Source organism: Modestobacter sp. URMC 112, assembly GCF_053502575.1.
In genome coordinates this window covers 748,235-774,506 of the sequence record NZ_CP199957.1, presented here as the reverse complement: position 1 = coordinate 774,506, position 26,272 = coordinate 748,235, and the positions used below count along the sequence as shown (strand labels likewise).

The following is a 26,272-nucleotide window of genomic DNA, read 5'->3' as shown; positions in this document are numbered from 1 at the left end:
GTCGCAGGGGGCGGGTCAGCCGAAGACGGCGACCACTCCCTTGGCGAAGAGGATGTCCAGGCCGGCCACCAGGGCGACCATGACGGCCACGAAGATGATCACCACGGTCGTGTAGGTGATGAGCTCCCGGCGCCCGGGCCAGATGACCTTGCGGAGCTCGGCCACCACCTCGCGCAGGAAGCGGCCGAGGCTGCGCTTCTCCGTGAGCTCCGCGGCGCGGGCCCGCTCGGCGGCGGCCCGGGTGCGGGTGCCCTCGCCGGTGCGCTCGGTGGACCGGTTGGCCGGGCGGGCCGCGGTCCGGCGACGGGTGGTCGGGGTGGCCACGACCTTGTCCTCATCGTCGTGGGCCTCGGCGGCGATCTCGGCCTCGGCCGCCTCCAGCGCCGACGCGTCGTCGACGCCCGGGGCCTCCTCGTCGATCTGCTCGTCGGTCAGCGGGCCGTCCTGCCCCGCCGCGCCGTCCTGCCCGGCCGCGCCGTCCTGCGCCGCCGGGTCGTAGGCCGTGGCGCCGGTGGGCGTCCTGCCGTCGGCGTCGGCACCGTCGGGACCGGACGGGCGGGTCGGCCCGTCCTCGCGTCCCGGCTTGTCCTCGCTCACAGCGCCTCGCTCGTCTCGGCTTGTCGTGCTCGGTCAGGTGGGTGTTCCGTCGTGCTGGTGCTCGACCGGGCGCTGCCCGGTCGTGCGGCTCGTGCGGTGGCAGGGGTGACAGGACTTGAACCTGCAGCCTGCGGTTTTGGAGACCGCTGCTCTGCCAGTTGAGCTACACCCCTAGAACCTGCCCGAGCTCGTACGGAGCTCGGCGGGCGGTGCCGGGACACGGACCGCGTCACCGCACGACCGGACCCGGTACGGGCCCCGGGCATGCCGGTGGCGGGGTCCCACGGCCCCAGGACGTCGAGTGTACGGGACCGCGGGGACCGGGAGCCAACACGCACGTCGACGGGGTGCGGCACTCCCCCGCCGGCCGTGCGGACCCCGGTCTCACCGGCGGGCGCGCGCACCGGGCGCCGGCCCTGCCACGATGGGCGCATGACCGCCGTGTTCCCGTCGGAGCCCGCTGCCCTGTCCGACCTCCCGCCCGCCGAGCGGCGCATCTCCCGACGGGTGGGGGCCATCACCGAGTCCGCCACCCTCGCCGTGGACGCGAGGGCCAAGGCGCTGAAGGCCGCCGGCAAGCCGGTGATCGGCTTCGGCGCCGGTGAGCCGGACTTCCCGACGCCGGATTACGTCGTCCAGGCCGCCGTCGCGGCCGCCGCCGACCCGCGGTACCACCGGTACACCCCCGCCGGTGGCCTGCCCGAGCTCAAGGAGGCCATCGCGGCGAAGACCGCGCGGGACTCCGGCCTGACCGTCACCCCCGGCCAGGTGCTGGTCACCAACGGCGGCAAGCAGGCGGTGTACGAGGCCCTGGCCACCATGCTCGACCCGGGTGACGAGGTGCTGCTCCCCGCCCCGTACTGGACCACCTACCCGGAGGCGATCCGGCTGGCCGGTGGCGTGCCGGTGCCCGTGGTCGCCGACGAGCAGAGCGGCTACCTGGTGTCGGTGGGCCAGCTCGACGCGGCCCGGACCCCGCGCACAAAGCTGCTGCTGTTCTGCTCCCCCTCCAACCCCACCGGCGCGGTGTACCCCCGGGAGCAGGTGGAGGAGATCGGCCGCTGGGCGCTGGACGCCGGGCTGTGGGTGCTGACCGACGAGATCTACGAGCACCTGACCTACGGCGGGGTGACCGCGCCGTCGATGCCGGTGGTGGTCCCGGAGCTGCAGGACCGGTGCGTGGTGGTGAACGGCGTGGCGAAGACCTACGCCATGACCGGCTGGCGGGTCGGCTGGGTGGTCGGCCCGGCCGACGTGGTGAAGGCGGCGACCAACCTGCAGTCGCACGCCACCTCGAACGTGGCCAACCTCTCCCAGGTCGCGGCCGTCGCGGCACTGACCGGAGACCTGTCGGCGGTGGCCACCATGCGGGAGGCGTTCGACCGGCGGCGGCAGACGATCGTGTCCATGCTGCGCGAGATCCCGGGCGTCGCCTGCCCGGAGCCGCAGGGGGCGTTCTACGTCTACCCGTCGGTGAAGGCGCTGCTGGGCCGGCCGATCGCGGGGCGGACCTGTCACTCCAGCGTGGAGCTCGCCGAGTTCGTGCTGGAGGAGGCGGAGGTGGCGGTGGTCCCGGGCGAGGCGTTCGGCACGCCGGGGTACCTGCGGCTGTCCTACGCCCTCGGGGACGAGGACCTGGTGGAGGGCGTCAGCCGGATGCAGCGGCTGCTGGGCACCGCCGGCTGAGACCCGGCAGGGGCGGCCCCGTCCAGAGGCTCGCCCCGAGCGTGCGAGGGGTGAGGGGGACGGGGTCCTTCCTCATCCGGGCAGGTCGCCGGGGTCCAGCGCGCCGGCCCGGACGAGGACGTCGAGCGCCGCCGGCAGGTCGGCGAGGGCGCCGGCGACGTCCCTGGGGGTGGCCGTCCGCCAGGCCTGCGCGTTGGCGTAGCAGCGCAGCGCGGCGTCGAACTGCTCGGCCCCGGCGGCCTCCCGGGCGGTGAGCAGCATCGCCCCGCCCTTGCCGTAGACGGTGCTGACGTAGCCGCGGTCGTCGGCGAAGGCCCCCATCGAGGCGCCGACGTCCCCGGGGCGGTCGAGCACGGCGGCCGTCCGGGCCGGGTCCCGCTCCTCGGTCACCGACTCGGTGTAGCTGGCGAACGCCTCGTCCAGCCACGGGTCACGGTACTGCGAGTTCCCGACCATGCCGTAGAACCACATGTGCCCGACCTCGTGCACCAGCACCCCGTCGTCCCCGCTGGCCAGCAGGATCGACGACGGGTACTCGACACCGCCCCCGTAGTCCCCCAGCGAAGGGACGGTCAGGGTCCGGTACGGGAAGGGCCCGAAGCGCGCGCTCAGCGCCTCGATGGCCGCCACGGTCTCCGCGGCCAGCTCCTCGGCCTGCCGCCGGGCATCGCCCTCGTCCTCGCCGGCGAGCACGCCGGTGGTCACCCGCACGCCCGCGACGTCGGTCTCGGCGGTGGTGAACTCCCCCACCGCGACGCTCACGTCCCGGGCGACCGGCTCCACCGCCGTCCAGGTGCGCCGCCCGTCGACGGGCGCGGTGGGCGGCTGCTGCTCCCCCGTCATGAGCACCGTGAGGGCCGCCGGCGCCTCGACCGTGACGGTCGTGTCGGCCGCGGGGCTGGACGAGGTCTCACCGAGGACCTCGACGAACGGGTCCCGGGCCCAGCCCACACCGGGCTCCCAGGCCAGCAGCGGTGCGCCGCTGGCCCACCAGGAGACGTCCTCCGCGGCGCCGACCCGGTCGAAGGCCGCCTCGCCGAGGCGGAGGGTGAAGTCCAGCTCGAGCTCGACGGACCCACCTGCGGCCAGCACCGCGGTCAGCGGCACGACGTAGAGACCACCGGGCTCGTCCGCGCCGGCCGCCTCGTACCCGCCGGCGCCCAGGCCCGGCCCGCGGACGGCGTCCACGGTCAGCCGGTTGCCGCGCGCCGCGGTGTCCGGCGCGTTCGGGACCAGCCGGAAGACCAGCTCGTCGACGGGCAGGTCGGGGGTGAAGACGACGCGCTCGGTGCCGGTGACGGTGCGTCGGTCGTCGGACAGGGAGAAGTCGAGGTCCACCACCGGGCGGTCGGGGTCGGGGGCGGCACGCTCGTCCGGGCACCCGCCGGCCTGCGCCGGCGGAGGCGCCGGACCCGGGACGGGGGCCGGCCCGGACGTCAGCTGCCGCCGGTCGTGCAGGACCAGGGCGACGGCGAGGGCCGCCACCACCAGCAGGGCCAGGACGGCCGCGCCGGCCCGACGCGCCCGCCCGGCCACGAGGACCCGGGTCAGCTCAGCGCGACGACGGCGCGGGCCAGCGAGAGGACCTTCTCGCCTCCACTGGTGACGGTCAGGTCCACCCGGACCCGGCCGTCGTCGAGCAGTGCCGCGACGCGGCCGCGGACGGTGACCTCGGCGCCGTCCTCGTCGTCGGGCACGACCACCGGCCGGCTGAACCGGACCTGGTAGTCCTGCACGGCCGCCGGGTCGCCCACCCACGACGTCACGGCCCGGGCCGCCAGCGCGGCGGTGAGCATGCCGTGGGCGATGACTCCGGGAAGGCCGACCTCACGGGCGACGCGCTCGTTCCAGTGGATGACGTTGAAGTCCCCCGACGCCCCGGCGTAGCGGACCAGGTCGGCGCGGGTGACCCGGGAGACCTGCTCGGGCAGTTCGGTGCCGACGGCGACCTCGTCCCGCTCGACCCGGGCGGTCATGCGGTGCCCCGGGCGACCAGCATGGAGGTGGCGGTGCAGACCGGTTCGCCGTCCTCGGTGGCCAGGTCGACGCGGGTAGTCAGCATGTCGTTGCCGGCCACGGAGCGCACTACGTCGATGGAGGCGGTGGCGACCAGCCGGTCCCCGGCGGTGATCGGCCGGTGGTGGGTGAAGCGCTGCTCGCCGTGCACGACCCGGCTGTAGTCGATGCCCACGTCGGGGTCCTCGACCACCACGTCGGCCGCGCCCAGGCTCAGCACGATGGCGAACGTGGGGGGCGCGATCACGTCGGGGTGCCCCGCGGTCCGGGCCGCCTCCGGGTCCCGGTAGACCGGGTCGGGGTCGCCGATCGCGGCGGCGAACTCGGCGATCTTCTCCCGTCCGACCTCGTAGACGGCAGAGGGCGGGTAGCTGCGCCCGACCAGTCCTGCGTCCAGCGCCATGCTCCCGCCCTCCGTCCCGCGACCGCTGCGGTCAGCGGGTCTCGCGGTGGACCGTGTGCTTCCGGTCGGTCGGGCAGTACTTCTTCAGCTCGATCCGGTCGGGGTCGTTGCGCCGGTTCTTGCGGGTGATGTAGTTCCGGTTCTTGCACTCCTGGCACGCCAGGGTGATCTTCGGACGGACGTCAGTGGCTGCCATGAGCTTCCTCGCCTTGTCGTTCTCGGGTGGCCGGCTGGTGCCGGACACGACGACGGACCCCGAGCTCGGGGTCCGTCAGGGGTAGCGGTGACCGGACTTGAACCGGTGACACAGCGATTATGAGCCGCTTGCTCTACCAGGCTGAGCTACACCGCCGGGTGACCGCACGGCCCGGTCTCGCGACTGGACCGGTGGTCGGAGCCCCTTTACGGAATCGAACCGTAGACCTTCTCCTTACCATGGAGACGCTCTGCCGACTGAGCTAAAGGGGCGTGCTCGGGCTCGCGGGAGACTCTACCAAGTCGCTGTCGGCGACGGGCGGACCCCCTCGGACCGTGCCGGACGACTGTATCAGCCGCTCCCCCGGCCCCGGCCCGGGGCTCGCCCGAGCGCGTGACGCGATGGAGCGGCCCCCCGTCAGGGCTCCGCCGTGAGCGGGTGACGTGCCGGACCGGCCCCGCGTCAGGGCCCCGCCGCGAGCTCGCGAGTGGTGGGGGGACGCGGGGTCCTTCGTGGGGTGCTTAGTCAGGTGCGGACGAAGAGCCGACGGTGGGTCGCGCCCGGCGCGGCGGTTCGGACGCCGGTGCGGGCCAGCAGCCAGCCCTCCAGCCGGTCCTCCGGCAGGGGGCGGCTGACCAGGAAGCCCTGCACCTTGTCGCAGCCCATCTGGGCCAGCAGGTCGCGGGTGACCTCGTCCTCGACCCCTTCGGCGACCACCCGCAACCCCAGGTTGTGGGCCAGCTCGACGATCGAGCGGGCGATGAACGACTCGTTCTGGCTGGTGGACATGCCCAGCACGAAGGACTTGTCGATCTTCAGCTCGTCGATCGGCAGCTGCCGCAGCTGGGAGAGCGAGGAGTAGCCGGTGCCGAAGTCGTCCATGGACAGCCGCAGCCCGAGCGAGTGCAGGTCGGCCAGCACGGTGCTGTTGCGGACGGTGTCGTCGACGACGCTGCCCTCGGTGAGCTCGAGGGTGAGCAGCTCGCCGGGGACCCCGTGGTGCCGCAGCGCACGGCGCACCCGGTCGACCAGGTCCGGCTCGGCCAGGCAGCGCGCCGAGAGGTTGACCGCCACCGACAGGGCGATGTCCTGGTCCAGCCAGCGCCGGCAGCGGTCCAGCGCCCGGTCGAGCACGTAGTCCGTGAGCGGCCCGATCCGGCCGATCTGCTCGGCCAGGCTGATGAAGTCGTCCGGCGGGACGTTGCCGTAGCGCGGGTGGGCCCACCGGACCAGGGTCTCCACCGAGACGATGTCGGAGGTGCGGGTCTCCACGATCGGCTGGAAGACCACGGTGATCTGCTCCTCCGCCATCGCCGTCTCCAGCTCCGTGCCCAGCTGCAGCCGCCGGAGGCTCTGCTGGTCCAGCACCGGGTGGTAGGTGGCCACGCCGCCCGAGGCGTGGGCGGCGAGCAGGGCGACGTCGGCGCGCTGGATCAGCGTGCCGGAGTCCTGGCCGTGCACCGGGGCGGCCGCGACCCCGATCGTCAGCGAGACCTCGAGGTCCAGGCCGGCGACCTGGGCCCGGGTGGACGCGGCCTCGCGGAGCCGGCGGGCCGCCCGCTCGGTCGCGGCGAGCGAGAGGCCGGGGAGCAGGACGGCGAACTGCCCGCCCTCCATCCGGGCCACCATGGCCTGGGGCGAGGCGTGCTCCCGCAGCAGGCCGGCCGTGACCAACAGCAGCTCGTCACTGGCCGCGTGACCCAGGGTGTCGGTCACGTTCGTGTAGCCGTCCAGGGAGGCGAGCACCAGGCCCACCCGGGCGGCCGGCTCGGCGAGGAGCAGGGCGTCGACCTCGGCGGCGAGCCGCTGCCGGTTGGGCAGGCCGGTGAGCCGGTCGTGGTCGGCGTCGTAGCGGATCTGGCTGAGCAGCTGCTGCTGCCGGATCGCGGCGTTGACGTGGGTGAGCATCGACTCCAGCGCGCTGCGGTCGCCGTTGATGAACGAGACGATGTCGCCCTGCCGGTCGCAGACCTCCAGGTAGCCGGGCTCGCCGGCGGCGGTGGTCACGGGTGCGCCGAGCACCTCCCGGGCGCCGCGCCGCTCCAGGGCGGCGACCTCCTGGCCGTCGGCGCGGCCCGCCGACACGAGCACGGGCCCGTCGGCGGCAGGGGCCACCGCCCGACGACGGATCAGGTCGTCGGGGTCACCGGGGCCGTCGTACCACTCCAGGTCGCCGTCGGCGGCGTCGATGACCAGCCGCGGTCCCTCGTCGAGGTAGGGGGGCAGCCAGAGCGCCACCCGGTCGGCGTTGAGCAGCTCACGGACGGCGCTGACGATCTCGCGGGTGCCGGCCTCGTCGGGGGTGACCAGCTCGACCCGCCGGGCGAAGTCGTACACCCGCTGGACGGTCCGCCGTTCACGGGAGGCCCGCGCCGACTGCCGGAAGATCGCGATCACGCCGAGCAGCATGAGCACGATGAGCACCCACGCCCACGGCGTCCGACGGGCCAGCAGCATGGCGATCACGCCCACCACGACGCTGAGCGGGGCGACCAGGACGCTGGGCAGCGCGGCGACCCAGAAGCTCCAGCCGGGGAAACCGGCGGTCACGCTGATGGCGGCGCCCACGCCGACCATGGAGACCAGGTTGGTCACCAGGATCGCCAGGGTGAGGGACGCCCAGGTGACCGGGTCGTCGATGTCCAGCGGTGGGAGCAGCGAGAGGACGGCCACCGCGGCGCACAACTCCGTCGTGGCGATGGCCGCGTTGAACGTCAGCTTGGCCAGCGGGTACCCCTGCCAGACCATCACCAGCGCCGACGCGCCCAGGCGGGCGGCGGCGGTCCACAGACCACCGACCTCCACGAGGCCCACCACGACGACGAGGTCGGTCGGTGACAGCGAGATGGTCTGCTTGCCGACCTCGAAGTCGACCTGCACCGACTCGGTCAGCGCGAACCCCGCGAAGAGGGCGACCACCATCCAGGCCGCCGGGGTCGACCAGGCGCCCGGCAGGATGGACGCCGCCAGCCCGGCGGCGACCGCGCTCCCCAGGACGGCGATCGCCCACGGGCGCCGGATGAGCGCCCCAGGCTGCGCGTGATCAGTGGGCTCGGCCAACGTCAGCCTGTCTGTCGGGGGAGCGGCGTCGATCGAAGGTAGCAGCGCCAGACGCCTCGGGGGGTGGGGACTCACCCCGTGGGGGCAGCGCGTGCCGGTACGCCCCCGTCCCGGTCAGCCGCCGGAGGTCAGCGACCCCACTTCCACCCGCGGCCCCACTTCCAGCCACGGGTGGCGTCAGCGGAAGCGGAAAGGGTGGTGGCGGCGGACATGGTGCCTCCTCAGGCATGGATGGACTGCTTGGTGCGGCAGCCACCCACGCGGGGGCAGAGCGAGATCCGGCAACAGACCGCGCCCGAGAGACTGCAAGGTGTCACCCGTCCGGGGCAAGCATTGACTCTGCAGCGGAGCGCGTGTCGCGTGCGTCGTCACTCCGCGTCGACCTGCCTGACTCCATCGTCACCGTTTGGGTGACCCTCCGGAGGATGCCGGCGCCCGGACTGCGGCCCGGTGCGGCTCATCGGCCGCGCGCCGGACCGCGGGTCGGCCGCCGGTCGTGCTCCCGATCGGGCGGCTCGAACCGGTCGAGCACGTCGATCGACTCCTCGGCGACAGGTGGGACCCCCAGGACCGCCGCGGTCCGCTGGAAGCCGCCGTGCGCCGCCTGTTCCAGCACGGCCGCCGCGGTCCCCGGCCCGGACGGGTCGGCGGCCGGCCGGGACAGCACCGCGAACCGGGTCGCGTCCTCCTCGGTCCGCACCACGCCGGTGTCGTCGGGTGGGGCGTACTCGCCCTCGGCGTCGACCGCCACGGCGAGGCCGTCGACGACGGCGTCCGCGAGCTCCTCCCCCAGCGGCGCCACGCGGCCCAGCAGCTCCCGGGGCACGGCCGTGGGCATCCGCACCAGGACGTCGAAGGTCACCCGCCGCTCGGCCGCGTCCGCCAGGCCCTCGGCGCAGGCCAGCGCATGCCGCAGCCGCTCCCCGTACTCCTGGACCGCCACGAAGCCGCCAGCCACCGCGGCGGCCTCGACCGCCGGGATCGTGCCCGCGCGGAGGGCATCGGCGAGCGCACCGACCAGCACCGCCTGCTGGCCCGGCTGCAGGAGCAGCCGGGCCAGGCCCCGCAGCCGTGCGTCGACCGTCGCGTCCGGCAGGCCGCCGGCCGCCACCGGACCCAGCATGCCCACGACCTCCTGCACCTGCTCGGCCAGCAGCCCCCCGAGCACGTCCCGGACGGTGGCCAGCGTCTCCTCGTCGCCGGTCACCGTGCGGTCGGTGCCCGGCTGGAGCCCCTCGCCCAGTGCGGCCAGCGCGGCACCCCCCGCGACGCCGCCCTCCCGGGAGGCTCCGGCCAGCCCGATCACCCGCGCGAGCGCCGCACCCCCGTCGGGCCAGGGGCGGGCCAGCGCCGCCGCCCAGGCCTCCGGCGTCGCGAGCAGCTCCGCGGCCGCGCGCCGGTCCCCGGACGCGGCCAGGACCCGCAGCGCGGTGTCGGCCGGGTCGGGCGCGGTCGGCGTCGTCCGGGCCACCGGGCTCGCGCCCTGCGCCCGCTCACGTTCCAGCAGCGCACGCCCCCACGAGGCGGCCAGTCCCGGCGACACCCCTGGCACGGCCAGCACCCGACCCATCGCGACGGCGACCGCGTCCACGGCGGCATCGGGGTCCCGCGGGGGCAGCAGCCGTCCTGTCCCGGAGCGGCCGGTCACCCCGGCCACCCGCAGGTCCTCCGTCCCCGCCGCCGTCAGCACCCTGGCCAGCAGCACGGCCAGCGGAGCCGGGCCCTCTCCTCCCCCGCCGCTGGGGCCCGCGGCGGCCGACGAGGCCAGCAGGTGCGCGACCCCGTCCGCGCCCAGTCCGGCGACCAGGGCGACGGCGAACGCGGGGACCCCCGCGTAGGGGGCGGAACGGAGCGCGGCCGCCGTCAGGTCGTCCGCCGTGCCGGGGCCGGTCAGCTCGCGGGCCGCGCGGGCGCCCAGACCGGCCATCAGACCGGTCCCCCAGCCGGGCAGCGCGGCGGCCAGGTGCACCCGGACCCGGGCGGCGTCCCCTCGCCGTCCGGTGCCGCCGAAGGACCCGCCGGCGTCCTCCAGCACCGCTGCCGTCCGGTCCGCGTCGTCCGCCAGCTCGGCCAGCAGCTCCCGGTGCTCGGCGGCCCGCGCGGACTCGTCCGCCTCCACCTCCTGGAGGAGCGCCGCGGCGTCCGGCGGCACGACCGTCACCGACGGGTCGGACGCCACGGCCAGCCGCGGGGAGGCGGACGCGAACTGCGCCTCCTGCTGACGGCGGAGCTCGTCGACCCGCCGCTCGACCAGCTGCCAGGTCTCCGCGTACGCCTCCAGCCGGCCGATCGCGGCGGACAGGGCCGCGTGCAGCCGCCCGGCGACGGCGGTCGCCGCGGCCACCTCCGCGCCCGCCACCGCGGCGTCCGCTCCCTGCCAGCCCTGCAGCACCGCCACCGGCTCCAGCAGGTGCGACACCGTCCCGGCAGCGAATGCGGCTCCGGTCAACTGCTCCAGTGCCGCCTCGAGCAGCTGGGGTGACCCCGGAGGGCCGGGCAGGTCGACCGGCGCGGGCAGCACGGCGGTCACCGCGGGAGCACCGCCCCGCGCGCCGGCAGCACCGAGGCGTCCAGCCCCGCCCAGGAGTCCGCGGCGGCGGCCACCGCCCCGCCCAGCCAGCGGAGCTCCCCGGCCAGGCAGGCACCCGCCGTCCCGACCGCCTCGCAGAACGCCGCCACGGCCGGGCCCACCGCACCCCCGCCCGCCCCGCCGGGCACCGCGGCAGAGCTGCGGGCGGCCTGGTCGGCCGCCGCGTCCAGGACCGCGGCCAGGGCGTACAGCTCCGCGGGCGCCACCTCGATCACCATGCCCGGGAGTCTGCGGCGTCCCCACCACCCTGCCGGGGTCCCTCCACAGGCCGGGCCCCGGGGGACGGCCTCGGCACGGACGTCGTCCACACCGTCCACAGCGCCCGTCCACAACCGGTGGACGACGGGGACCGTCAGCCGCCGTCGCCGCTCTAGGCTGCCCGGATGCCCGCCCCCGCGCTCCCGGACCGGGATCCCGAACGCGGGTCGACCCTGCCGTTCGTGCTGGTCTGCTGGCTGGTGGCCGCGCTGATGTCGTTCGGCGCGGTGGCCGCGTCGGACGCCTTCCTGGAGCAGCAGCGGGTGCAGTCGGTCTGCGACGGGGCCGCGCTCGCCGCGGCGAACCAGGCCGACGTGGCGGCGCTCTACACCCGCGGGGTGGGGACGGAGCTCCCGCTGACGCAGGCGAGCACGCAGGCGGCGGTGGCCGACCAGCTCGCCGACGCCGGGACCGAGCTCGACGCGTGGGCGTCGGACACCGACGGCGTCGAGGTGACCGTCCGGTGCACGCGGACGGTGCAGATCGCGTTCGGATGGCTGTTCCTGGGTGGCGCGCCCCTGGACCGGACCGCCGTGGCCAGCGCCCGCGCGCCGACGGCGCCCTGACCGGCCGCGGTCCAGGGGCCGGCGCGACACGGCGGCACCGGGGCCCTCACGGCGACGGCCCCCGACCAGGCGGTCGGGGGCCGTCGTACCGGGGGTGGCGGGTGAAGGATTCGAACCTTCGTAGGCTAAGCCGACGGATTTACAGTCCGCTCCCATTGGCCACTCGGGCAACCCGCCCCGGGGCGGTACCGGGAGATCGTACAAGACACGGGCAGCCCGGTCCGCCGGGTCCCGACACCCGGGGCCCCGGCCCCGGGAGAGGAGGAACCGAGATGGCCGATGCGTCCTTCGACGTCGTCAGCAAGGTCGACCGCCAGGAGGTCGACAACGCCCTGAACCAGGCGGCCAAGGAGCTGTCGCAGCGCTTCGACTTCCGCGGCACCAACGCCACGATCGCCTGGGCCGGGGAGGAGGCGGTGACACTGTCCGCCGACACCGAGGAGCGGGTCACCGCTGCGCTCGACGTCTTCAAGGAGAAGCTGGTCAAGCGGGGCATCTCGATGAAGGCGCTGGACGCCGACGAGCCGCAGGCGTCGGGGAAGAGCTACAAGCTGTCCGCGCGCATCCAGCAGGGCATCGCCTCGGACAAGGCCAAGCAGATCGCCAAGGCCATCCGCGACGAGGGACCCAAGGGCGTCCAGGCGCAGATCCAGGGCGACCAGCTGCGGGTGAGCGGCAAGAAGCGGGACGACCTGCAGGCGGTGCAGCAGCTGCTGAAGAGCAAGGACTTCGAGATCGCCCTGCAGTTCGACAACTACCGCTGACCCGTCAGGTCGTCCCGCCCGTCGCGGCCGACCTGGTGGCCGGGGCGGGGACCCCGACCACGGGGGCGGAGAGCGGGGAGGACCGTGGACCACTACGACGTCAAGAAGGCGTGGCCGGCGCTGTACGCCCCCCGGGGGAGCGACTTCCGCGTCGTCGAGGTCCCCGAACTGTCGTTCCTCATGGTCGACGGGCACGGTGACCCGAACACCTCATCCGCTTACACGTAGGCCGTCCGGGCCCTCTTCACCCTGTCCTACGCCGTCCGCGCCATCGCGAAGAGCGAGCTGGGGAGGGTCCACACCGTGGGACCGCTCGAAGGGCTGTGGACCGCCGAGGACCCGGGCGCCTTCGTCGCCGGCGACAAGAGCGCGTGGCACTGGACCCTGCTGGTCTCCCAGCCCGCGTGGGTCACCCCCGACCTCGTCGGGGCGGCGGTGCAGAAGGCGGCGGCGAAGGCCCCCGCGGGGCTCAAGCGCGTGCGCCTCGAGTCGTACACGGAGGGCACGAGCGTGCAGGTCCTGCACGTCGGCTCCTTCGAGTCCGAGGCGCCCGTCCTCGCCCGGCTCCACTCCGGGTACCTGCCGGCCCACCGCCTGACCTTCGACGGCCCGCACCACGAGATCTACCTGTCCGATGCCCGCCGCACCGATCCGGCCGAGCTGCGCACGGTCCTCCGCCAGCCCGTCTCCCCGGTCCCCTGAGTCGCCCCGCGAGCGGTCCGGTCCGGGACGCGGCGACGCCGGTTCAGGCGCCGGGGCAGCCCGGTGCGCCGACCTCGGCCAACTGGGCGACCAGGTCCGGCGAGTCGACGAGTGCGTCGTGCCAGTCCTTCCACTGCGCGTGCGTGAGGCGGACAGCGGCCAGCCGGCCGTCCAGGTCCGCCGTGATGCCGGACTCCTCGGGGAAGGTCAGCGAGCCGACGGCGCACTGCCGGGCCACCTCGACCTCGGCGATGCGCTGGGTGAGGGCGTCAGCGGCCATGCCGGTCGCCGGCCCGTCGGCAGGCGTCCCGGCCGACGCCTGGTCGGCTCCGCACCCGCTGAGCGCGAGCGCGGCGCAGGCGCCCAGCGAGACCAGGGCCGCCACCGGCGTCCGTCGCGCTCCCCCGGTGCGCGAGCGCCCGGTCTGCACCCGGTCAGGAGACAACGAGGGTCACCGTCCCGTTCGTCGTGACGGGCGCCGCGGCGGTGTAGCTGATGGTGAGCGGGATGGTGTACCTGCCTGGGGGTAGGTCGGTGGCCACGAAGCGGATCCCGACGTGGTCGGCGTGCCGGCCCAGCAGGCTGCTGCCGCCGTTGAGCCTGCTGGCGGGCCCGTCTCCGGCGTAGGCCACCTGCAGGCCCGCCGGCAGCGCGCCGACCCGGACGGCGAAGTCCGCGAGGTCGGTCCGCCCTCCGGTGAACCCGATCTGCTGGAAGGTGTCGCTGCTCCCGGCGATCGCGACCTGCGTCGTGTCCTGGGTGAAGGGAGCGCCCACCGCGGGCTCCACGGGGACGAGCACGGTCGCCGACGTGGTGCCGGTCCGGTCGTCGTTGCCGTCCCCCTGGTTCTTGCACTGCCCGTTGTCACCGCACAGCGTGTAGGTGGTGGTGACCGTGACCGGGAAGCTCGCGCCCTGACCGTGGGGCACGGCGAGCTTGAAGGCGGTGAAGTCCCGCGTCGTGCCGACCAGGGTCGCCGAGCCGTACAGCGAGGTGTCCGCGCCGCCGCGCGTGGTCGGGTAGGTCACCGCCACCCCGGCCGGCGCGGTCACCGTCGTCGACCAGTCGGTGACCGTCTGGTCCGCCGTCCACACGACCGCCACCCACGCCGACTCACCCGGTGCCAGCGGAGCCGTCTGCGACGTCACCGTGCGCACCCCGCTCTTGTCCACCCAGGCGTGCGCGGCCGTCGCCGGGAGCAGCAGCGAAGCGGCGAGCACCGACGTGACGAGCGCGAGGAGGGCGACGGCGCGACCGCGCCGCCGGTCCGTCCGGGGCCGCAGGGCCGCCGTTGCGTGGGTCACCTGGGGTACATCGGCGAGTGGACGGCGATCTACAGGCCACCGCCCTGCATCCCGCCCCCGCCGTCCAGCCGGCTCAGTGCTGGCCCATCTCCCTCGCCAGCTGCTGCAGCCGCGCGATGCGCTCGGGCATCGGCGGGTGGGTGGCGAACATGGAGGCCATGCCCTGTCCACGGAACGGGTTGGCGATCATGAGGTGGCTCTGGGTCACCAGCCGGTCGTCCTGCGGCAGCGGCCGGGCGGCCACGCCCCGTTCCAGCTTGTGCAGCGCACTGGCCAGCGCGAGCGGGTCCTGCGACAACTGCGCTCCGGAGGCATCGGCCTGGTACTCGCGGCTGCGGCTCACGGCCATCTGGACCAGGCCTGCGGCCAGCGGGCCCAGGAACAGCAGCAGCAGTCCGCCCAGCGCGTTGCCGCCGCCGCGGTCGTCGGACCGGCCGCCGAACAGCGAGGCGAACATCGCCATGTGCGCCAGGTAGGTGACGACGGTGGCCATGGCCCCGGCCACCGAGCTGATCAGGATGTCCCGGTTGTAGACGTGGGAGAGCTCGTGGGCGAGCACGCCCCGCAGCTCCCGCCGGTCCAGCAGCTCCAGGATCCCCTGGGTGCAGCACACCGCGGCGTTGCGTGGGTTGCGCCCCGTGGCGAAGGCGTTGGGCTGGTCGGTGGGGCTGACGTACAGCCGGGGCATCGGCTGGCGGGCCTCGGTCGCCAGCTCCCGCACCATGGCGTACAGCTGCGGCGCCTGCGTCTCGGTGATCGGGAAGGCATGCATGGCCCGCAGTGCGAGCTTGTCCGAGTTGACGTAGGCGTACCCGTTGACCCCCAGCGCGACGACGAGCGCGACGAGCAGACCCCCGCGGCCGCCGAGCGCCGCACCGACGGCCAGGATGAGCCCGCCCATCAGGCCGAGCAGCAGTGCGGTCTTCAGGCCGTTGGTCCAGCGGTGCACGCCCGCTCAACGCCCGTCCCGAGATCCCCGTTCCCCCGGCCGGACCGGTGGCCGGGCCACGGGCACGTCGGCGCCTGTGGCCTGCCACACCATGCGCAGCAGACCGGTCCGGGCCCGGCAACACGCACGTAACCTGGCACGCCGGAGGTACCAGACACATGACCGAGACCAGCTCCGCAGCCCCCGTCGATGCTCCGCTCTCTGCCCCGGGTGGGTTGGTGAAGAGTGTGGTGGCGCTGGATCGGGTGGTGATCCGGTTGGCGGGTGACTCCGGTGATGGGATGCAGCTGACCGGTGGGCGGTTCACGTCGGAGACGGCGTCGTTCGGGAACGACTTGTCGACGTTGCCGAACTTCCCGGCGGAGATCCGGGCGCCGACGGGGACGCTGCCGGGTGTCTCGAGTTTCCAGTTGCACTTCGCTGATCACGACATCATGACCCCGGGGGATGCGCCGGACGTGTTGGTGGTGATGAACCCGGCGGCGTTGAAGGCGAACCTGCCGGATCTGCCTGGTGGTGGGTTGTTGATCGCCGACGCGGATGAGTTCACGCCGCGGAACCTGGCCAAGGTCGGCTACGCGTCCAACCCGTTGGAGGACGGGTCGCTGGACCGGTGGCAGCTGGTCAGCGTGCCGTTGACGAGCATGACGACGCAGGCGTTGGCCGGGTCGGGGTTGGGGAAGAAGGAGGCCGAGCGGTCGAAGAACATGTTCACCCTGGGCCTGTTGTCCTGGATGTACCACCGGCCGACCGAGGGCACGGTGCGGTTCCTGGAGCGGCAGTTCCGGCGTAAGCCGCAGATCGCCGCGGCCAACATCGCCGCGTTCCGGGCCGGGTTCAACTACGGGGAGACCACCGAGGCGTTCGCGGTCTCCTATGAGATCAAGCCCGCGCCGATGGCGCCGGGGGTCTACCGGCAGATCTCGGGCAACCAGGCGCTGGCGTTGGGCATCGTCGCCGCGGGCCGGCGGTCGGGGCTGCCGGTGTTCCTGGGCGCGTACCCGATCACCCCGGCCAGCGATGTGTTGCACGAGTTGAGCCGGCACAAGGCGTTCGGGGTGCGCACGTTCCAGGCCGAGGACGAGATCGCCGGCATCGGCGCCGCCCTGGGTGCGAGCTTCGGGGGTGCGCTGGGGGTCACCACCACCAGCGGGCCGGGGGTGGCGTTGAAGGCGGAGACGATCGGGCTGGCGGTGATGACCGAGCTGCCGCTGGTGATCGTGGACGTGCAGCGCGGCGGGCCCTCCACCGGGCTGCCGACCAAGACCGAGCAGTCCGACCTGCTCCAGGCCCTGTACGGGCGCAACGGGGAGGCGCCGGTGCCGGTGATCGCCCCCCGCTCGCCGGGGGACTGTTTCGACGCCGCGCTGGAGGCCGCCCGGATCGCGTTGACCTACCGCACCCCGGTGATCCTGCTGTCGGATGGGTATCTGGCCAACGGCGCCGAACCGTGGGCGGTGCCGACCGAGGACTCCCTGCCCGACCTGTCGACCGGGGTGCGGTTCGCCACCACCCCCAACGGTGAGGACGGGCAGTTCCTCCCCTATGCCCGGGACCCGGACACGTTGGCGCGGGCGTGGGCGGTGCCCGGCACCGCGGGGTTGCAGCACCGGATCGGGGGGCTGGAGAAGGCCGACCGGACCGGGAACATCTCCTACGACCCGGCCAACCACGACTTCATGGTCCGCACCCGCCAGGCCAAGATCGACGGCATCGCCGCCTCGCTGCCGGCGACCGAGGTCGACGACCCCGACGGCGACGCGACCGTCGCCGTGATCGGCTGGGGCTCCACCTACGGGCCGATCGGGGCGGCGTGCCGGCGGATCCGGGCCTCGGGCCGGCCCGTGGCCCAGGTCCACCTGCGCCACCTCAACCCCCTGCCCGCCGACCTCGGGGACATCCTGGCCGGGTATGAGCGGGTGGTGTGCCCGGAGATGAACCTCGGGCAGCTGGCCATGGTGCTGCGCGCCAAGTACCTCATCGACATCACGTCGCACACCCAGGTCCGCGGGCTGCCCTTCCGCGCCGCCGAACTGGCCGCCGTCGTCCAGGACGTCATCGACGGCACCACCGGCACCCTGCCCACCGACGACACCAGCTCCGACCACCCCGCAACCACGGGAGCCACACTGTGACCGCGCTCGAATCCACCTCCGCCCACATCCACGCCACCGGCGGGCAGGTGCACGACCTGGGGATGCCCGGCAACCCGATCTCCGCCGCGGTCGCCGAGTCCGTGGCACTGGGTGGGGACAAGCAGGCCGCGCTCAAGGCCCGCGACTTCAAGACCGACCAGGAGGTGCGCTGGTGCCCCGGCTGCGGGGACTACGTGATCCTCAACGCCGTGCAGTCCTTCCTGCCCTCGCTGGGGATCGCCCGGGAGGACATGGTCATCGTGTCCGGGATCGGCTGCTCGTCGCGGTTCCCGTACTACATGAACACCTACGGCATGCACTCCATCCACGGCCGGGCCCCGGCGATCGCCACCGGCCTGGCCGCCTCCCGCCCCGACCTGAGCGTGTGGGTGGTCACCGGCGACGGGGACGCGCTGTCCATCGGCGGCAACCACCTGATCCACACCCTGCGGCGCAACGTGAACCTGACGATCCTGTTGTTCAACAACCGGATCTACGGGCTGACCAAGGGCCAGTACTCACCCACGTCCGAGGTCGGGAAGGTCACCAAGTCCACCCCGATGGGCTCCCTGGACCACCCCTTCAACCCCGTCTCCCTCGCCCTCGGGGCTGATGCGACCTTCGTCGGCCGGGCGATGGACTCCGACCGGGCCGGGTTGACCGACGTGCTCCGCCAGGCCGCCGCCCACCCGGGCACCTCCCTGGTGGAGATCTACCAGAACTGCAACATCTTCAACGACGGCGCCTTCGAACTCCTCAAAGACCCGGCCACCGGCCCCATGTGGACCATCCCCCTCCAGCATGGCCAGCCGCTGGTGTTCGGCCCCGACGGCGCCTCCTGCGTCGTCCGCGACGACTTCGGTGGCCTCCGCATCGCCGAGACCAACCAGGTCCAGCCAGCCGACATCGTCGTCCACGACGCCCACCGCACCGACCCCTCCTACGCCTTCGCCCTGTCCCGACTCTCCTCCCAAGACCTCCGCTACACCCCCATGGGCGTCTTCCGCTCGGTCGACAAACCCGTCTACGACCAGATGATGGCCGACCAACTCCACGACGCCCGCACCCACCACCCCGCCGACCTCGACACCCTCCTCGCCGGCACCGACAACTGGACCGTCACCGCCTGAGGCCGGACTGCTACGCGCTTTCGGTACCGAAAGCACCGGGGCGCTTCCGGTACCAGAAACATCGGGCACCGGCTCTAACCCAGGCGACGTCCTCGGTCCGGATCACGGTGTGCTCGGCGTGACCCGGAGCAGCTGGTCCTCGTCGTCGCCGTTGTCGGTGGTGACGTACAGGACGCCGTCCTCACCGGCCTGTGGCGTGCGGATCCGCCCGTAGCGGTCCTCCAGCTCGGGCAGCCGGAACTGCTCGACCAGGGCGCCGGCCTCGTCGAGCCGGAGCGCGAGGACGCCGGTGTCCTTCTGCACCCCCACGAGCAGCAGTCCCTCGTAGCCACCCCACGCGGAGCCCTGCAGGAACGTCAGCCCGGAGGTGGCGATCGTGGGGTCGCCGGAGCTCCACACCTCGCGGACGACGCCGGGGATGTCGAGGTCGGTCATCGGGACCGACTCGTCGTAGTCGTCGCCGTCCCCGTCCGGGTCGTAGCCGTAGTTGCCGCCGGGGACCGAGCGGTCGACCTGGTCGTCCCGCCAGGTGCCCTGCTCGGCGGTGTAGACCTCGCCGGTCCCGGGCCGGACGGCGATGCCCTGCACGTTCCGGTGCCCGTAGCTGAGCACCCGCTGGGTGAGCGGGTCGTCGTCGTCAGCGAAGGGGTTGCCGTCGGCCGGCCCGCCGGTGTCCGGGTCGATCCGCAGCACCTTGCCGGCCAGCGTGCCGAGGTCCTGCGGGTTGCTGCCGACTGCGTTGTCACCGGTCCCGACCAGGAGGGCGCCGGTGGGGTCGAAGCGCAGCCGGCACCCGCCGTGCCGGCCGGTGGACCTGTTGACCGGGATCTCCCCCAGCAGCGGGTCGGCGACCCGGGTGGCCGACCGCCACTGCGGGTCGACCGTCCAGGTGATCACCTCGATGGCCGGTCCCCCGTCGCGGGCACCGTCGTCGACGCCCTGGCAGGTGTGGAAGCGCCGGTTGCCGGCGAAGTCCGGGTCCAGCACCAGCCCCATCAGGCCGGTCTCGCCCTCGGCGAACAGGTCATCGAAGTCGGCGTCGACCTGCTGCACGGAGCCGTCGGGCCGCACGGCGGTGAACCCGCCCGCCCGCTCGTCCAGCAGCAGGGTGCCGTCCGGTGCCCGGGCGACGTCCCAGGGGTGGTCCAGGCCGTCGGCGAGCACCTCGACCTGCAACGCCGGCGCCCCGGGCGCCGGGCTGGGCGAGGCGTCGTCGGGCACTTCCGCGGCCGCCGTCTCCCCCTGCGCCCCGGGAGTCACACTGCAGCCGGCCAGGGCAGCCACGAGGAGCCCAGCAGCCATGCAGGGTCCCGCTGCGAGCTTGCGAGCGGCGGGGGGCATGGCGGTCCTTCCTCAGCTGGTGCGGGTCACCACGTAGGTGCACAGCCCGGACAGCGCCTCGCGCACCGGGCCGTCGGGGACGCCGTCCAGCCGGGCGCGGGCCCGGTCGGCGTACTCCTCCAGGACCTGGGTCGCCCGGGCCAGGGACGCCGAGGAGCGCAGCAGCTGCAGGGCCTCGGCGTGTTCCACGTCGTCCACCACGGGACGCCCCACCAGCTCCCGCAGCCGGGCCTCGGCGGGGTCGCCGCCGGCGAGAGCGAACAGCGCGGGGAGGGTGGCGATGCCCTCCCGGAGGTCGGTGCCCGGCGACTTCCCGGAGGCACCGCCCTCGCTGACGATGTCGAGCAGGTCGTCGGAGAGCTGGAAGGCGACACCGACCTCCTCCCCGAAGGCGGTGAGCGCCAGCACCAGGTCCGGCGCCACACCGGCGAAGGAGGCCCCGAACCGCGCCGACGTGGCCACCAGCGACCCGGTCTTGTCGGCCAGGACGCCGAGGTAGTGCGCGACGGCGTCCTCGCCGGGGGCGGCCCCGACGGTCTCCCGCAGCTGGCCGGTGACCAGCCGCTCGAAGGTGCGGGCCTGCACGCGCACCGCCTCGGGACCCAGGTCGGCGAGCAGGTCGGACGCCCGGGCGAAGAGGAAGTCACCGGTGAGGATGGCGACGCTGTTGCCCCACCGGCTGTTGGCGCTGGGTGCGCCGCGGCGCACGGCGGCCTCGTCCATGACGTCGTCGTGGTACAGGGTGGCCAGATGGGTCAGCTCGCAGACCACCGCCGCCTCGACCACCCCGGGCGCCGTCGGGTCGCCGAGCTGCGCGGCGAGCAGCGCCAGCATCGGGCGGAACCGCTTGCCGCCGGCGGCCATCAGGTGCCCGGCGGCTTCGCTGACGAACGGGTGCTCGCTGGTCACCGAGGACGTCAGGGCGTCCTCGACCCGGGCGAGGCCGTCGGCGAGGGCCTCCCCGAGGTCGCCGTCGGGCAGCCAGGGTCCGATCGTCGAGGCAGGGGTGGACGGCCGGTGCCACAGCTGGGTGTCGCTCCCGCCGCCGCCCCGTGCGCTGGTGGTGCCGGCTCCGGTCATCAACCGTGGAAGATAGCCGTCGAGACCGCCGGCCGGAGCACCGGGCCGCTCACCCCACCAGCACCGCGGCCGACTCGGCCAGCGACAGCACCGCTCCGGGCACGACGCCAAGCACCAGCGTGGCCGCGGCGGTGACCGCGAGGACCGTCGTCGTCGGCAGTCCGGGGACGCCGACGGTGGGGCCGTCCGGGACGGCGTCGGAGAAGTACATGAGCACGACGATCCGCAGGTAGAAGAAGGCCGCGATCGCACTCGCCAGCAACGCCACCACCGCCAGCGGCCAGGCCCCCACCTCGATGGCGGCCCGGAAGACGGCGAACTTCCCGGTGAAGCCGCTGGTGAGCGGGATCCCGGCCAGGGCGAGCAGGAAGAAGGTCATCAGCGCCGCGGTCAGCGGTGACCGCTGGGCCAGACCGGCCCACTGGGACAGGTGGGTGGCCTCGCCGTCGCCGTCCCGGACCAGCGTGACGACGGCGAAGACCCCGAGGGTGGTGAGCCCGTAGGCCAGCAGGTAGAACATCGTCGCGGCCAGGCCGGACCCGGTGCCGCCGGGGCCCAGCCCGATGACGCCGGTGAGCAGGAACCCGGCGTGCGCGATCGAGGAGTAGGCGAGCATCCGCTTGACGTCGGTCTGGGTGAGCCCCAGCACCGCCCCGACCACCATCGAGACGATCGCCAGGCCGTAGACCAGCGGCCGCCACGTCCAGTCGGCGGTGCCGAAGGCGACGTAGAGCAGCCGCAGGATCGCGCCGAAGGCGGCGACCTTGGTGGCCGCGGCCATGAAGGCGGTGACCGGGGTAGGCGCGCCCTGGTAGACGTCCGGCGTCCAGGTGTGGAACGGCGCGACGCTGGCCTTGAACATCAGCCCCACGACGAGCAGGCCGAGCCCCAGGGTGAGCAGCACGTCGGTGCCCGGGCCGCCGGCGGCCTGGCGGATGTCGGCCAGCCCGATGCGGCCGGTCGCGCCGTAGACCAGCGCCAGGCCGTACAGGAAGAAGGCCGAGGCGAAGGCACCGAGCAGGAAGTACTTGACCGCGGCCTCCTGGGACAGGAGGCGGCGGCGCCGGGCCATGCCCGACATGAGGTACAGCGGCAGGCTCAGCACCTCGAGCGCGATGAACATGACCAGCAGGTCGTTGGCCGCGGTGAACAGCATCATCCCGGCGACGGCGAAGGACGCCAGCGGGTAGATCTCCGTCTGCACCTGCTCCGAGGACGCCAGCTCCGCGTCCCGGGCGCTGCCGGCCGGCACCGCGGCGGAGGCGACGAACGCCGACCGGGCCGGGTCCAGCGACCGCTCGGCGAACAGCAGCACCGACAGCGCACCCAGCGCGGCGATGGTGGCCTGCAGGAACAGTGCGGCGCCGTCGACGGCGAGCGCCTCCCCGGCGGTGACGTCGCGCGTGCCGGCCAGCAGCACCGTGGACACGAAGGCGCCCACCGTGCCGACCAGCGCGATGGCGACCTGGACCGGGTGCCGCCGGGCCCGCGGGGCGAAGGCCTCGACCAGCACGCCGACCGCGGCCGCGCCGAAGACGAACAGCAGCGGGGTCAGCGCCGCCAGCGAGAGGTCGGGGGCCTGGATGGCACCCATCAGTTCTGCTCCCCTTCGGTCGTGGGCTCACCGGCGGACGGCGTCGTCCCGCCCGGGTCGGCACCGACGTCGTCCATCGTGGCCTCGACGGCCGGGGTGACCAGGTCGATCAGTGGCTGCGGGTACACGCCGAGCACCAGGATCAGCGCGACCAGCGGGGCGACCACGGCCAGCTCGCGACGGTCGAGGTCGCGCACCCGCAGGGTCCGGGTCGCCGCTGCCGGGGCGTCCAGCACGGCGGTGGCGGTCGCCCCGCCGGAGCCCGCGGCGGGAGCCGGGGGGTCGGCGGGCGGGGTGCCGTCGTCCTCGAGCAGCACGCCGCGCGCCGGGCCGTGCATGGTGCGCTGGTACATCAGCAGGATGTACAGCGCGGCCAGCACGATGCCCAGGGTCGCCAGGACCGTGAACACCGGCCGGGTCGGGAACGAGCCGATCAGCACGAGGAACTCGCTGACGAAGCTGTTGGTCCCCGGCAGCGCCAGCGAGGCGAGCCCGGCGAGCAGGAACACCCCGGCCAGCACCGGCGCCTTGGCCGCCAGACCGCCGTAGTCGCGGACCTGCCGCGAGCCACCGCGGGCGATGAGCATGCCGACCACCAGGAACAGCAGGCCGGTCGCGATCCCGTGGTTGACCATGTACAGCACCGCGCCGGTGGTCGCCTCGGTGGTGAAGGCGAAGATGCCGAGCGCGATGAAGCCGAAGTGGGCGATCGAGGTGTAGGACACCAGCCGCTTCATGTCGCTCTGCCCCATCGCCAGCAGCGCGGCGTAGAGGATCCCGGCGACGGCCAGCACGAGCACGTACGGCGCGAGCTCGCGGGAGGCGTCGGGGAACAGCGGCAGGCAGTACCGCAGGAAGCCGAACGTGCCCACCTTGTCCAGGACCCCGACCAGCAGCACCGCGCCGCCGATGGGGGCCTCGGCGCCGGAGTCGGGCAGCCAGGTGTGGAAGGGCACCAGCGGGGCCTTGATGGCGAAGGCGAGGAAGAAGCCGGCGAAGAGCAGCTTCTGCACGCCCGGGTCGATGTCCAGCTGGCGCAGCGCGTCGAAGGCGAAGGTGCCCTCGCCCAGCTGCGAGCTGCTGACCACGTACAGCCCGATGACCGACGCCAGCATGACCAAGCCGCCGACCAGGCTGTAGAGGAAGAACTTCATCGCCGCGTACTGCCGGCGCGGTCCGCCGAAGCTGCCGATCAGGAAGTACATCGGGACGAGCATCGCCTCGAAGAAGACGTAGAACAGGAAGACGTCAGTCGCGGCGAAGACGCCGACCATCATCGCCTCGAGCAGCAGCAGCCAGGCCACGTAGGTCCGCATCGACCGGCGGGCCGGGGCGGTGTCCTTCCACGAGGCGAGCAGGACCACCGGCACGAGCAGCCCGATGAGCAGCAGCATGGACAGCGCGATGCCGTCGACGCCCAGGGCGAAGTCGACGCCGAAGTCGGGGATCCACGGCACCGACGTGGTCAGCTGGAACCGCGGCCCGGCGGTGTCGAAGGCGACGGTGGCGAGCACCGCCAGCACCAGCACGACGAGGCTGATCCCGAGCGCGAGCTGCTTGGCCAGCAGGTCCCGCCCGCGGGGCAGCGCCGCGACGGCGGCGCTGCCGAGCGCGGGCACGGCGATCATGGCCAGCAGCCAGGGGAGGTCGCTCATCCTGCGGTCACCGCCACCAGTGCCCCGGCGACCAGCACCGCGCCGCCCAGCATGCCCAGCGCGTAGCTGCGCACGAACCCGGTCTGCGCGCGGCCCAGCCGGGACGACGAGCCGCCCAGCGCCGCGGCTGTCCCGTTGACCACGCCGTCCACCCCTCGGTTGTCGACGAACACCAGAGCCCGGGTCAGCCACATCCCGGGGCGCATGAACAGGGACTCGTTCACCGTGTCGGCGTAGAGCGCCCGGCGGGCGGCGCGCACCACCGGGGAGACCCGGGCCGGCGCGGTCACCGGCACCTCGCGGCGGCCGACGAACAGCCACGCCACCGCCACGCCGGCGAACATCACCAGGGTCACGACCAGCCCGACCGTCCACGGTGCGATCACGTGCTCGGCGGCCTCCGGCTCGCCGAACACCGGCGCCAGCCACGACTCCAGCGGGAAGACCACCACCAGCAGCAGCCCGGCGAACACCGACCCCACGGCCAGCACGACCATCGGCACGGTCATCACCGGTGGCGACTCGTGCGGATGCACCCCCTCGGCCCAGCGGGCGCGGCCGAAGAAGGTCATCAGCATCAGCCGGGTCATGTAGAACGCAGTCAGCCCGGCACCGAGCACGGCCACCCCGGCGAGCACGTACCCGGCGGTGTCGTGCCGGTCGAGCGCGGCCTCGATGATCGCGTCCTTGGTGTAGAAGCCGGACAGGAACGGGAAGCCGATCAGGGCCAGGTAGCCCAGCCCGAAGGTCACGAAGGTGACCTTCATCTTCCCGGCGAGTGCGCCGAACCGGCGCATGTCGGTCTCGTCGCCCATGCCGTGCATCACCGACCCGGCGCCGAGGAACAGCCCCGCCTTGAAGAAGCCGTGGGTGAGCAGGTGCGCCAGGCCCGCGACGTAGCCGGCCGGTCCGAGCCCGACGGCCAGGAACATGTAGCCGATCTGGCTGACCGTGGAGTAGGCCAGCACCTTCTTGATGTCGTCCTGGGCGCAGCCGACGACCGCCCCGATGAGCAGGGTGAGCGCCCCGACGGCGAGCACGACGTTGCGCGCGGTCGGGGTGGCGTCGTAGATGGGGGCGCTGCGGGCGATCAGGTACACCCCGGCGGTGACCATCGTCGCGGCGTGGATCAGCGCCGACACCGGGGTGGGGCCCTCCATGGCGTCGGGCAGCCAGGCCTGCAGCGGAAACTGGCCGGACTTGCCGCACGCCCCCAGGAGCAGCAGCAGGCCCAGTGCGGTGACGGTGCCCCCGGCCAGCAGCCCGACCGAGCCGTGCACGCCGGCGTAGTCCGTCGTCCCCAGCTGGGCGAACATGATGAAGACCGCGAGGGCCAGGCCGACGTCGCCGACCCGGTTCATGATGAAGGCCTTCTTGGCCGCCGTGGCGGCGGTGGGCCGCTGGTACCAGAAGGCGATCAGCAGGTAGGACGCCAGGCCGACGCCCTCCCAGCCGACGTAGAGCGCCACGTAGCTGTCCCCGAGGACGAGCAGCAGCATGGCGGCGACGAAGAGGTTCAGGTAGGCGAAGAACCGGCGGCGGGCGTGGTCGTGCTCCATGTAGCCGATCGAGTACACGTGGATCAGCGCGCCGACCCCGGTGATCAGCAGCACGAACATCGCCGACAGCGGGTCGAACAGCAGCCCGGCGCTGACGTCGAGCGTGCCGGTCTGCATGAAGGTGAAGAGGTCGACCTGGACCGACCGCCCCTCCGTGCCGGTCAGCTGCAGCGTGCACAGCAGGCCCAGCACGAAGGCCGCGACCACGGTCGCGGTGCCCAGCAGGTGCCCCCAGCGGTCGGTGCGCCGCCCGCCCAGCAGCAGCACCGCGGCGCCGGCCAGCGGCAGTGCGATGAGCAGCCAGGAGGCGGCCAGCAACCCGTCGGCGGGCAGCGTCTCAGACCCGGTCACAGCGCGGTGTCCCCGTCTCGCTCAGTACTTCAGCAGGTTGGCGTCGTCGACGGACGTCGAGCGCCGGGTCCGGTAGATCGACATGATGATGGCCAGGCCGACGACCACCTCGGCGGCCGCCACGACCATCACGAAGAACGCGATGAGCTGGCCGTCGATGGTGCCGGTGGTGCGCGCGAAGGTGACCAGGGTGAGGTTCACCGAGTTGAGCATCAGCTCGACGCACATGAAGACGACGATCGCGTTGCGCCGCACCAGCACGCCGACGGCGCCGATGGTGAACAGCACCGCGGCCAGCACCAGGTAGTTCGCGATGCTCATCGACCGGCCTCCGGG

The 26,272-nt window shown here is 73.6% G+C and carries 24 protein-coding genes and 4 tRNA genes; 7 read left to right on the top strand and 21 right to left on the bottom strand.

From position 1 onward, the window contains the following. Nucleotides 1–15: 15 nt before the first annotated feature. Both secE and ACWIX6_RS03725 read right to left on the bottom strand, forming a co-directional pair. The gene (secE, locus tag ACWIX6_RS03730; protein WP_448615507.1) at nucleotides 16–597 is read right to left on the bottom strand and encodes a preprotein translocase subunit SecE; all 582 of its coding nucleotides are present in this window, start codon (nucleotides 595–597) and stop codon (nucleotides 16–18) included. A gap of 97 nt (nucleotides 598–694) precedes the next feature. Then, nucleotides 695–770, bottom strand: a tRNA-Trp gene (locus ACWIX6_RS03725). Nucleotides 771–1,029: 259 nt separating this feature from the next. On the opposite strand from ACWIX6_RS03725, the gene ACWIX6_RS03720 reads away from it, so the two are divergent. Next, nucleotides 1,030–2,283: a pyridoxal phosphate-dependent aminotransferase gene (locus ACWIX6_RS03720; protein WP_448615506.1), complete on the top strand. Its 1,254-nt coding sequence runs from the start codon at nucleotides 1,030–1,032 to the stop codon at nucleotides 2,281–2,283. A gap of 72 nt (nucleotides 2,284–2,355) precedes the next feature. On the opposite strand, the gene ACWIX6_RS03715 is transcribed toward ACWIX6_RS03720, so the two are convergent. The 9 genes from ACWIX6_RS03715 to ACWIX6_RS03675 form a co-directional block, all read right to left on the bottom strand. Beyond that, nucleotides 2,356–3,819, bottom strand: a complete 1,464-nt coding sequence (locus ACWIX6_RS03715) for a peptidase M1 (protein WP_448615505.1) — start codon at nucleotides 3,817–3,819, stop codon at nucleotides 2,356–2,358. Between the two features lie 11 nt (nucleotides 3,820–3,830). Beyond that, nucleotides 3,831–4,259, bottom strand: coding sequence for a MaoC family dehydratase (locus tag ACWIX6_RS03710; RefSeq protein ID WP_448615504.1), 429 nt, complete (start codon nucleotides 4,257–4,259; stop codon nucleotides 3,831–3,833). Further along, nucleotides 4,256–4,702 carry an FAS1-like dehydratase domain-containing protein gene (locus ACWIX6_RS03705; protein ID WP_448615503.1) on the bottom strand — a complete coding sequence of 149 codons (447 nt, stop codon included), beginning with the start codon at nucleotides 4,700–4,702 and terminating at the stop codon, nucleotides 4,256–4,258. The genes ACWIX6_RS03710 and ACWIX6_RS03705 overlap by 4 nt, the downstream gene beginning before the upstream one ends. Nucleotides 4,703–4,733: 31 nt before the next feature. Next, nucleotides 4,734–4,898 carry a 50S ribosomal protein L33 gene (gene rpmG / locus ACWIX6_RS03700; protein WP_014742879.1) on the bottom strand — a complete coding sequence of 55 codons (165 nt, stop codon included), beginning with the start codon at nucleotides 4,896–4,898 and terminating at the stop codon, nucleotides 4,734–4,736. Between the two features lie 82 nt (nucleotides 4,899–4,980). Beyond that, nucleotides 4,981–5,054: transfer RNA gene (locus ACWIX6_RS03695), tRNA-Met, on the bottom strand. A gap of 43 nt (nucleotides 5,055–5,097) precedes the next feature. Next, a tRNA-Thr gene (locus tag ACWIX6_RS03690) sits at nucleotides 5,098–5,170 on the bottom strand. Between the two features lie 253 nt (nucleotides 5,171–5,423). Continuing rightward, complete coding sequence (locus ACWIX6_RS03685) at nucleotides 5,424–7,958, bottom strand: EAL domain-containing protein (RefSeq protein ID WP_448615502.1); 2,535 nt, start codon at nucleotides 7,956–7,958, stop codon at nucleotides 5,424–5,426. 457 nt (nucleotides 7,959–8,415) lie between these two features. After that, the gene (locus ACWIX6_RS03680; RefSeq protein WP_448615501.1) at nucleotides 8,416–10,488 is read right to left on the bottom strand and encodes a hypothetical protein; all 2,073 of its coding nucleotides are present in this window, start codon (nucleotides 10,486–10,488) and stop codon (nucleotides 8,416–8,418) included. Next, entirely contained in the window at nucleotides 10,485–10,766 is a 282-nt protein-coding gene (locus tag ACWIX6_RS03675) for a hypothetical protein (RefSeq protein ID WP_448615500.1), read from the bottom strand. The genes ACWIX6_RS03680 and ACWIX6_RS03675 overlap by 4 nt, the downstream gene beginning before the upstream one ends. Before the next feature lie 165 nt (nucleotides 10,767–10,931). Here ACWIX6_RS03675 and ACWIX6_RS03670 point away from each other — a divergent pair, with 165 nt between their 5' ends. Continuing rightward, the gene (locus ACWIX6_RS03670; RefSeq protein WP_448615499.1) at nucleotides 10,932–11,372 is read left to right on the top strand and encodes a pilus assembly protein TadG-related protein; all 441 of its coding nucleotides are present in this window, start codon (nucleotides 10,932–10,934) and stop codon (nucleotides 11,370–11,372) included. Nucleotides 11,373–11,467: 95 nt separating this feature from the next. Here the strand turns inward: ACWIX6_RS03670 and ACWIX6_RS03665 are convergent. After that, nucleotides 11,468–11,549 (bottom strand) — tRNA-Tyr (locus ACWIX6_RS03665). Between the two features lie 95 nt (nucleotides 11,550–11,644). Here ACWIX6_RS03665 and ACWIX6_RS03660 point away from each other — a divergent pair. The 3 genes from ACWIX6_RS03660 (at nucleotide 11,645) to ACWIX6_RS03650 (ending at nucleotide 12,838) form a co-directional block, all read left to right on the top strand. Beyond that, a complete protein-coding gene (locus tag ACWIX6_RS03660) occupies nucleotides 11,645–12,136 on the top strand; it encodes a YajQ family cyclic di-GMP-binding protein (RefSeq protein WP_448615498.1) in 492 nt (163 codons plus the stop codon). 84 nt (nucleotides 12,137–12,220) lie between these two features. Beyond that, nucleotides 12,221–12,364, top strand: a complete 144-nt coding sequence (locus tag ACWIX6_RS03655) for a hypothetical protein (protein ID WP_448615497.1) — start codon at nucleotides 12,221–12,223, stop codon at nucleotides 12,362–12,364. A 75-nt stretch (nucleotides 12,365–12,439) separates the two neighbouring features. Then, on the top strand, nucleotides 12,440–12,838 hold the full coding sequence (locus ACWIX6_RS03650) for a GyrI-like domain-containing protein (RefSeq protein WP_448615496.1): 399 nt from the start codon (nucleotides 12,440–12,442) through the stop codon (nucleotides 12,836–12,838). 43 nt (nucleotides 12,839–12,881) lie between these two features. Here ACWIX6_RS03650 and ACWIX6_RS03645 read toward each other — a convergent pair whose 3' ends face one another. The 3 genes from ACWIX6_RS03645 to htpX form a co-directional block, all read right to left on the bottom strand. Then, a complete protein-coding gene (locus tag ACWIX6_RS03645) occupies nucleotides 12,882–13,268 on the bottom strand; it encodes a hypothetical protein (protein ID WP_448615495.1) in 387 nt (128 codons plus the stop codon). A 4-nt stretch (nucleotides 13,269–13,272) separates the two neighbouring features. Then, complete coding sequence (locus tag ACWIX6_RS03640; RefSeq protein WP_448615494.1) at nucleotides 13,273–14,142, bottom strand: hypothetical protein; 870 nt, start codon at nucleotides 14,140–14,142, stop codon at nucleotides 13,273–13,275. A gap of 73 nt (nucleotides 14,143–14,215) precedes the next feature. Continuing rightward, nucleotides 14,216–15,091, bottom strand: a complete 876-nt coding sequence (gene htpX, locus ACWIX6_RS03635; protein WP_448615493.1) for a zinc metalloprotease HtpX — start codon at nucleotides 15,089–15,091, stop codon at nucleotides 14,216–14,218. Between the two features lie 158 nt (nucleotides 15,092–15,249). Here htpX and ACWIX6_RS03630 point away from each other — a divergent pair, with 158 nt between their 5' ends. Both ACWIX6_RS03630 and ACWIX6_RS03625 read left to right on the top strand, forming a co-directional pair. Continuing rightward, nucleotides 15,250–17,226 carry a 2-oxoacid:acceptor oxidoreductase subunit alpha gene (locus ACWIX6_RS03630; RefSeq protein WP_448615492.1) on the top strand — a complete coding sequence of 659 codons (1,977 nt, stop codon included), beginning with the start codon at nucleotides 15,250–15,252 and terminating at the stop codon, nucleotides 17,224–17,226. Beyond that, nucleotides 17,223–18,356 carry a 2-oxoacid:ferredoxin oxidoreductase subunit beta gene (locus tag ACWIX6_RS03625; RefSeq protein ID WP_448615491.1) on the top strand — a complete coding sequence of 378 codons (1,134 nt, stop codon included), beginning with the start codon at nucleotides 17,223–17,225 and terminating at the stop codon, nucleotides 18,354–18,356. The genes ACWIX6_RS03630 and ACWIX6_RS03625 overlap by 4 nt, the downstream gene beginning before the upstream one ends. A 102-nt stretch (nucleotides 18,357–18,458) precedes the next feature. Here the strand turns inward: ACWIX6_RS03625 and ACWIX6_RS03620 are convergent, their stop codons facing one another. Genes ACWIX6_RS03620 through nuoK form a run of 6 tightly spaced genes read right to left on the bottom strand, consistent with a single transcriptional unit; the run spans nucleotide 18,459 to nucleotide 26,257 of the window. Next, on the bottom strand, nucleotides 18,459–19,658 hold the full coding sequence (locus ACWIX6_RS03620; RefSeq protein ID WP_448615490.1) for a PQQ-dependent sugar dehydrogenase: 1,200 nt from the start codon (nucleotides 19,656–19,658) through the stop codon (nucleotides 18,459–18,461). 51 nt (nucleotides 19,659–19,709) lie between these two features. Continuing rightward, a complete protein-coding gene (locus ACWIX6_RS03615; protein ID WP_448615489.1) occupies nucleotides 19,710–20,777 on the bottom strand; it encodes a polyprenyl synthetase family protein in 1,068 nt (355 codons plus the stop codon). A 49-nt stretch (nucleotides 20,778–20,826) separates the two neighbouring features. Next, on the bottom strand, nucleotides 20,827–22,371 hold the full coding sequence (gene nuoN, locus ACWIX6_RS03610; protein ID WP_448615488.1) for an NADH-quinone oxidoreductase subunit NuoN: 1,545 nt from the start codon (nucleotides 22,369–22,371) through the stop codon (nucleotides 20,827–20,829). Continuing rightward, nucleotides 22,371–24,026, bottom strand: coding sequence for an NADH-quinone oxidoreductase subunit M (locus tag ACWIX6_RS03605; RefSeq protein WP_448615487.1), 1,656 nt, complete (start codon nucleotides 24,024–24,026; stop codon nucleotides 22,371–22,373). Before ACWIX6_RS03605 ends, nuoN begins: the two co-directional genes overlap by 1 nt. Then, the gene (gene nuoL, locus ACWIX6_RS03600) at nucleotides 24,023–25,936 is read right to left on the bottom strand and encodes an NADH-quinone oxidoreductase subunit L (RefSeq protein WP_448615486.1); all 1,914 of its coding nucleotides are present in this window, start codon (nucleotides 25,934–25,936) and stop codon (nucleotides 24,023–24,025) included. The genes ACWIX6_RS03605 and nuoL overlap by 4 nt, the downstream gene beginning before the upstream one ends. 21 nt (nucleotides 25,937–25,957) lie before the next feature. Then, nucleotides 25,958–26,257 (bottom strand): NADH-quinone oxidoreductase subunit NuoK, encoded by a 300-nt coding sequence (nuoK, locus tag ACWIX6_RS03595; protein WP_448615485.1) that lies wholly within the window; start codon nucleotides 26,255–26,257, stop codon nucleotides 25,958–25,960. Nucleotides 26,258–26,272 lie beyond the last annotated feature (15 nt).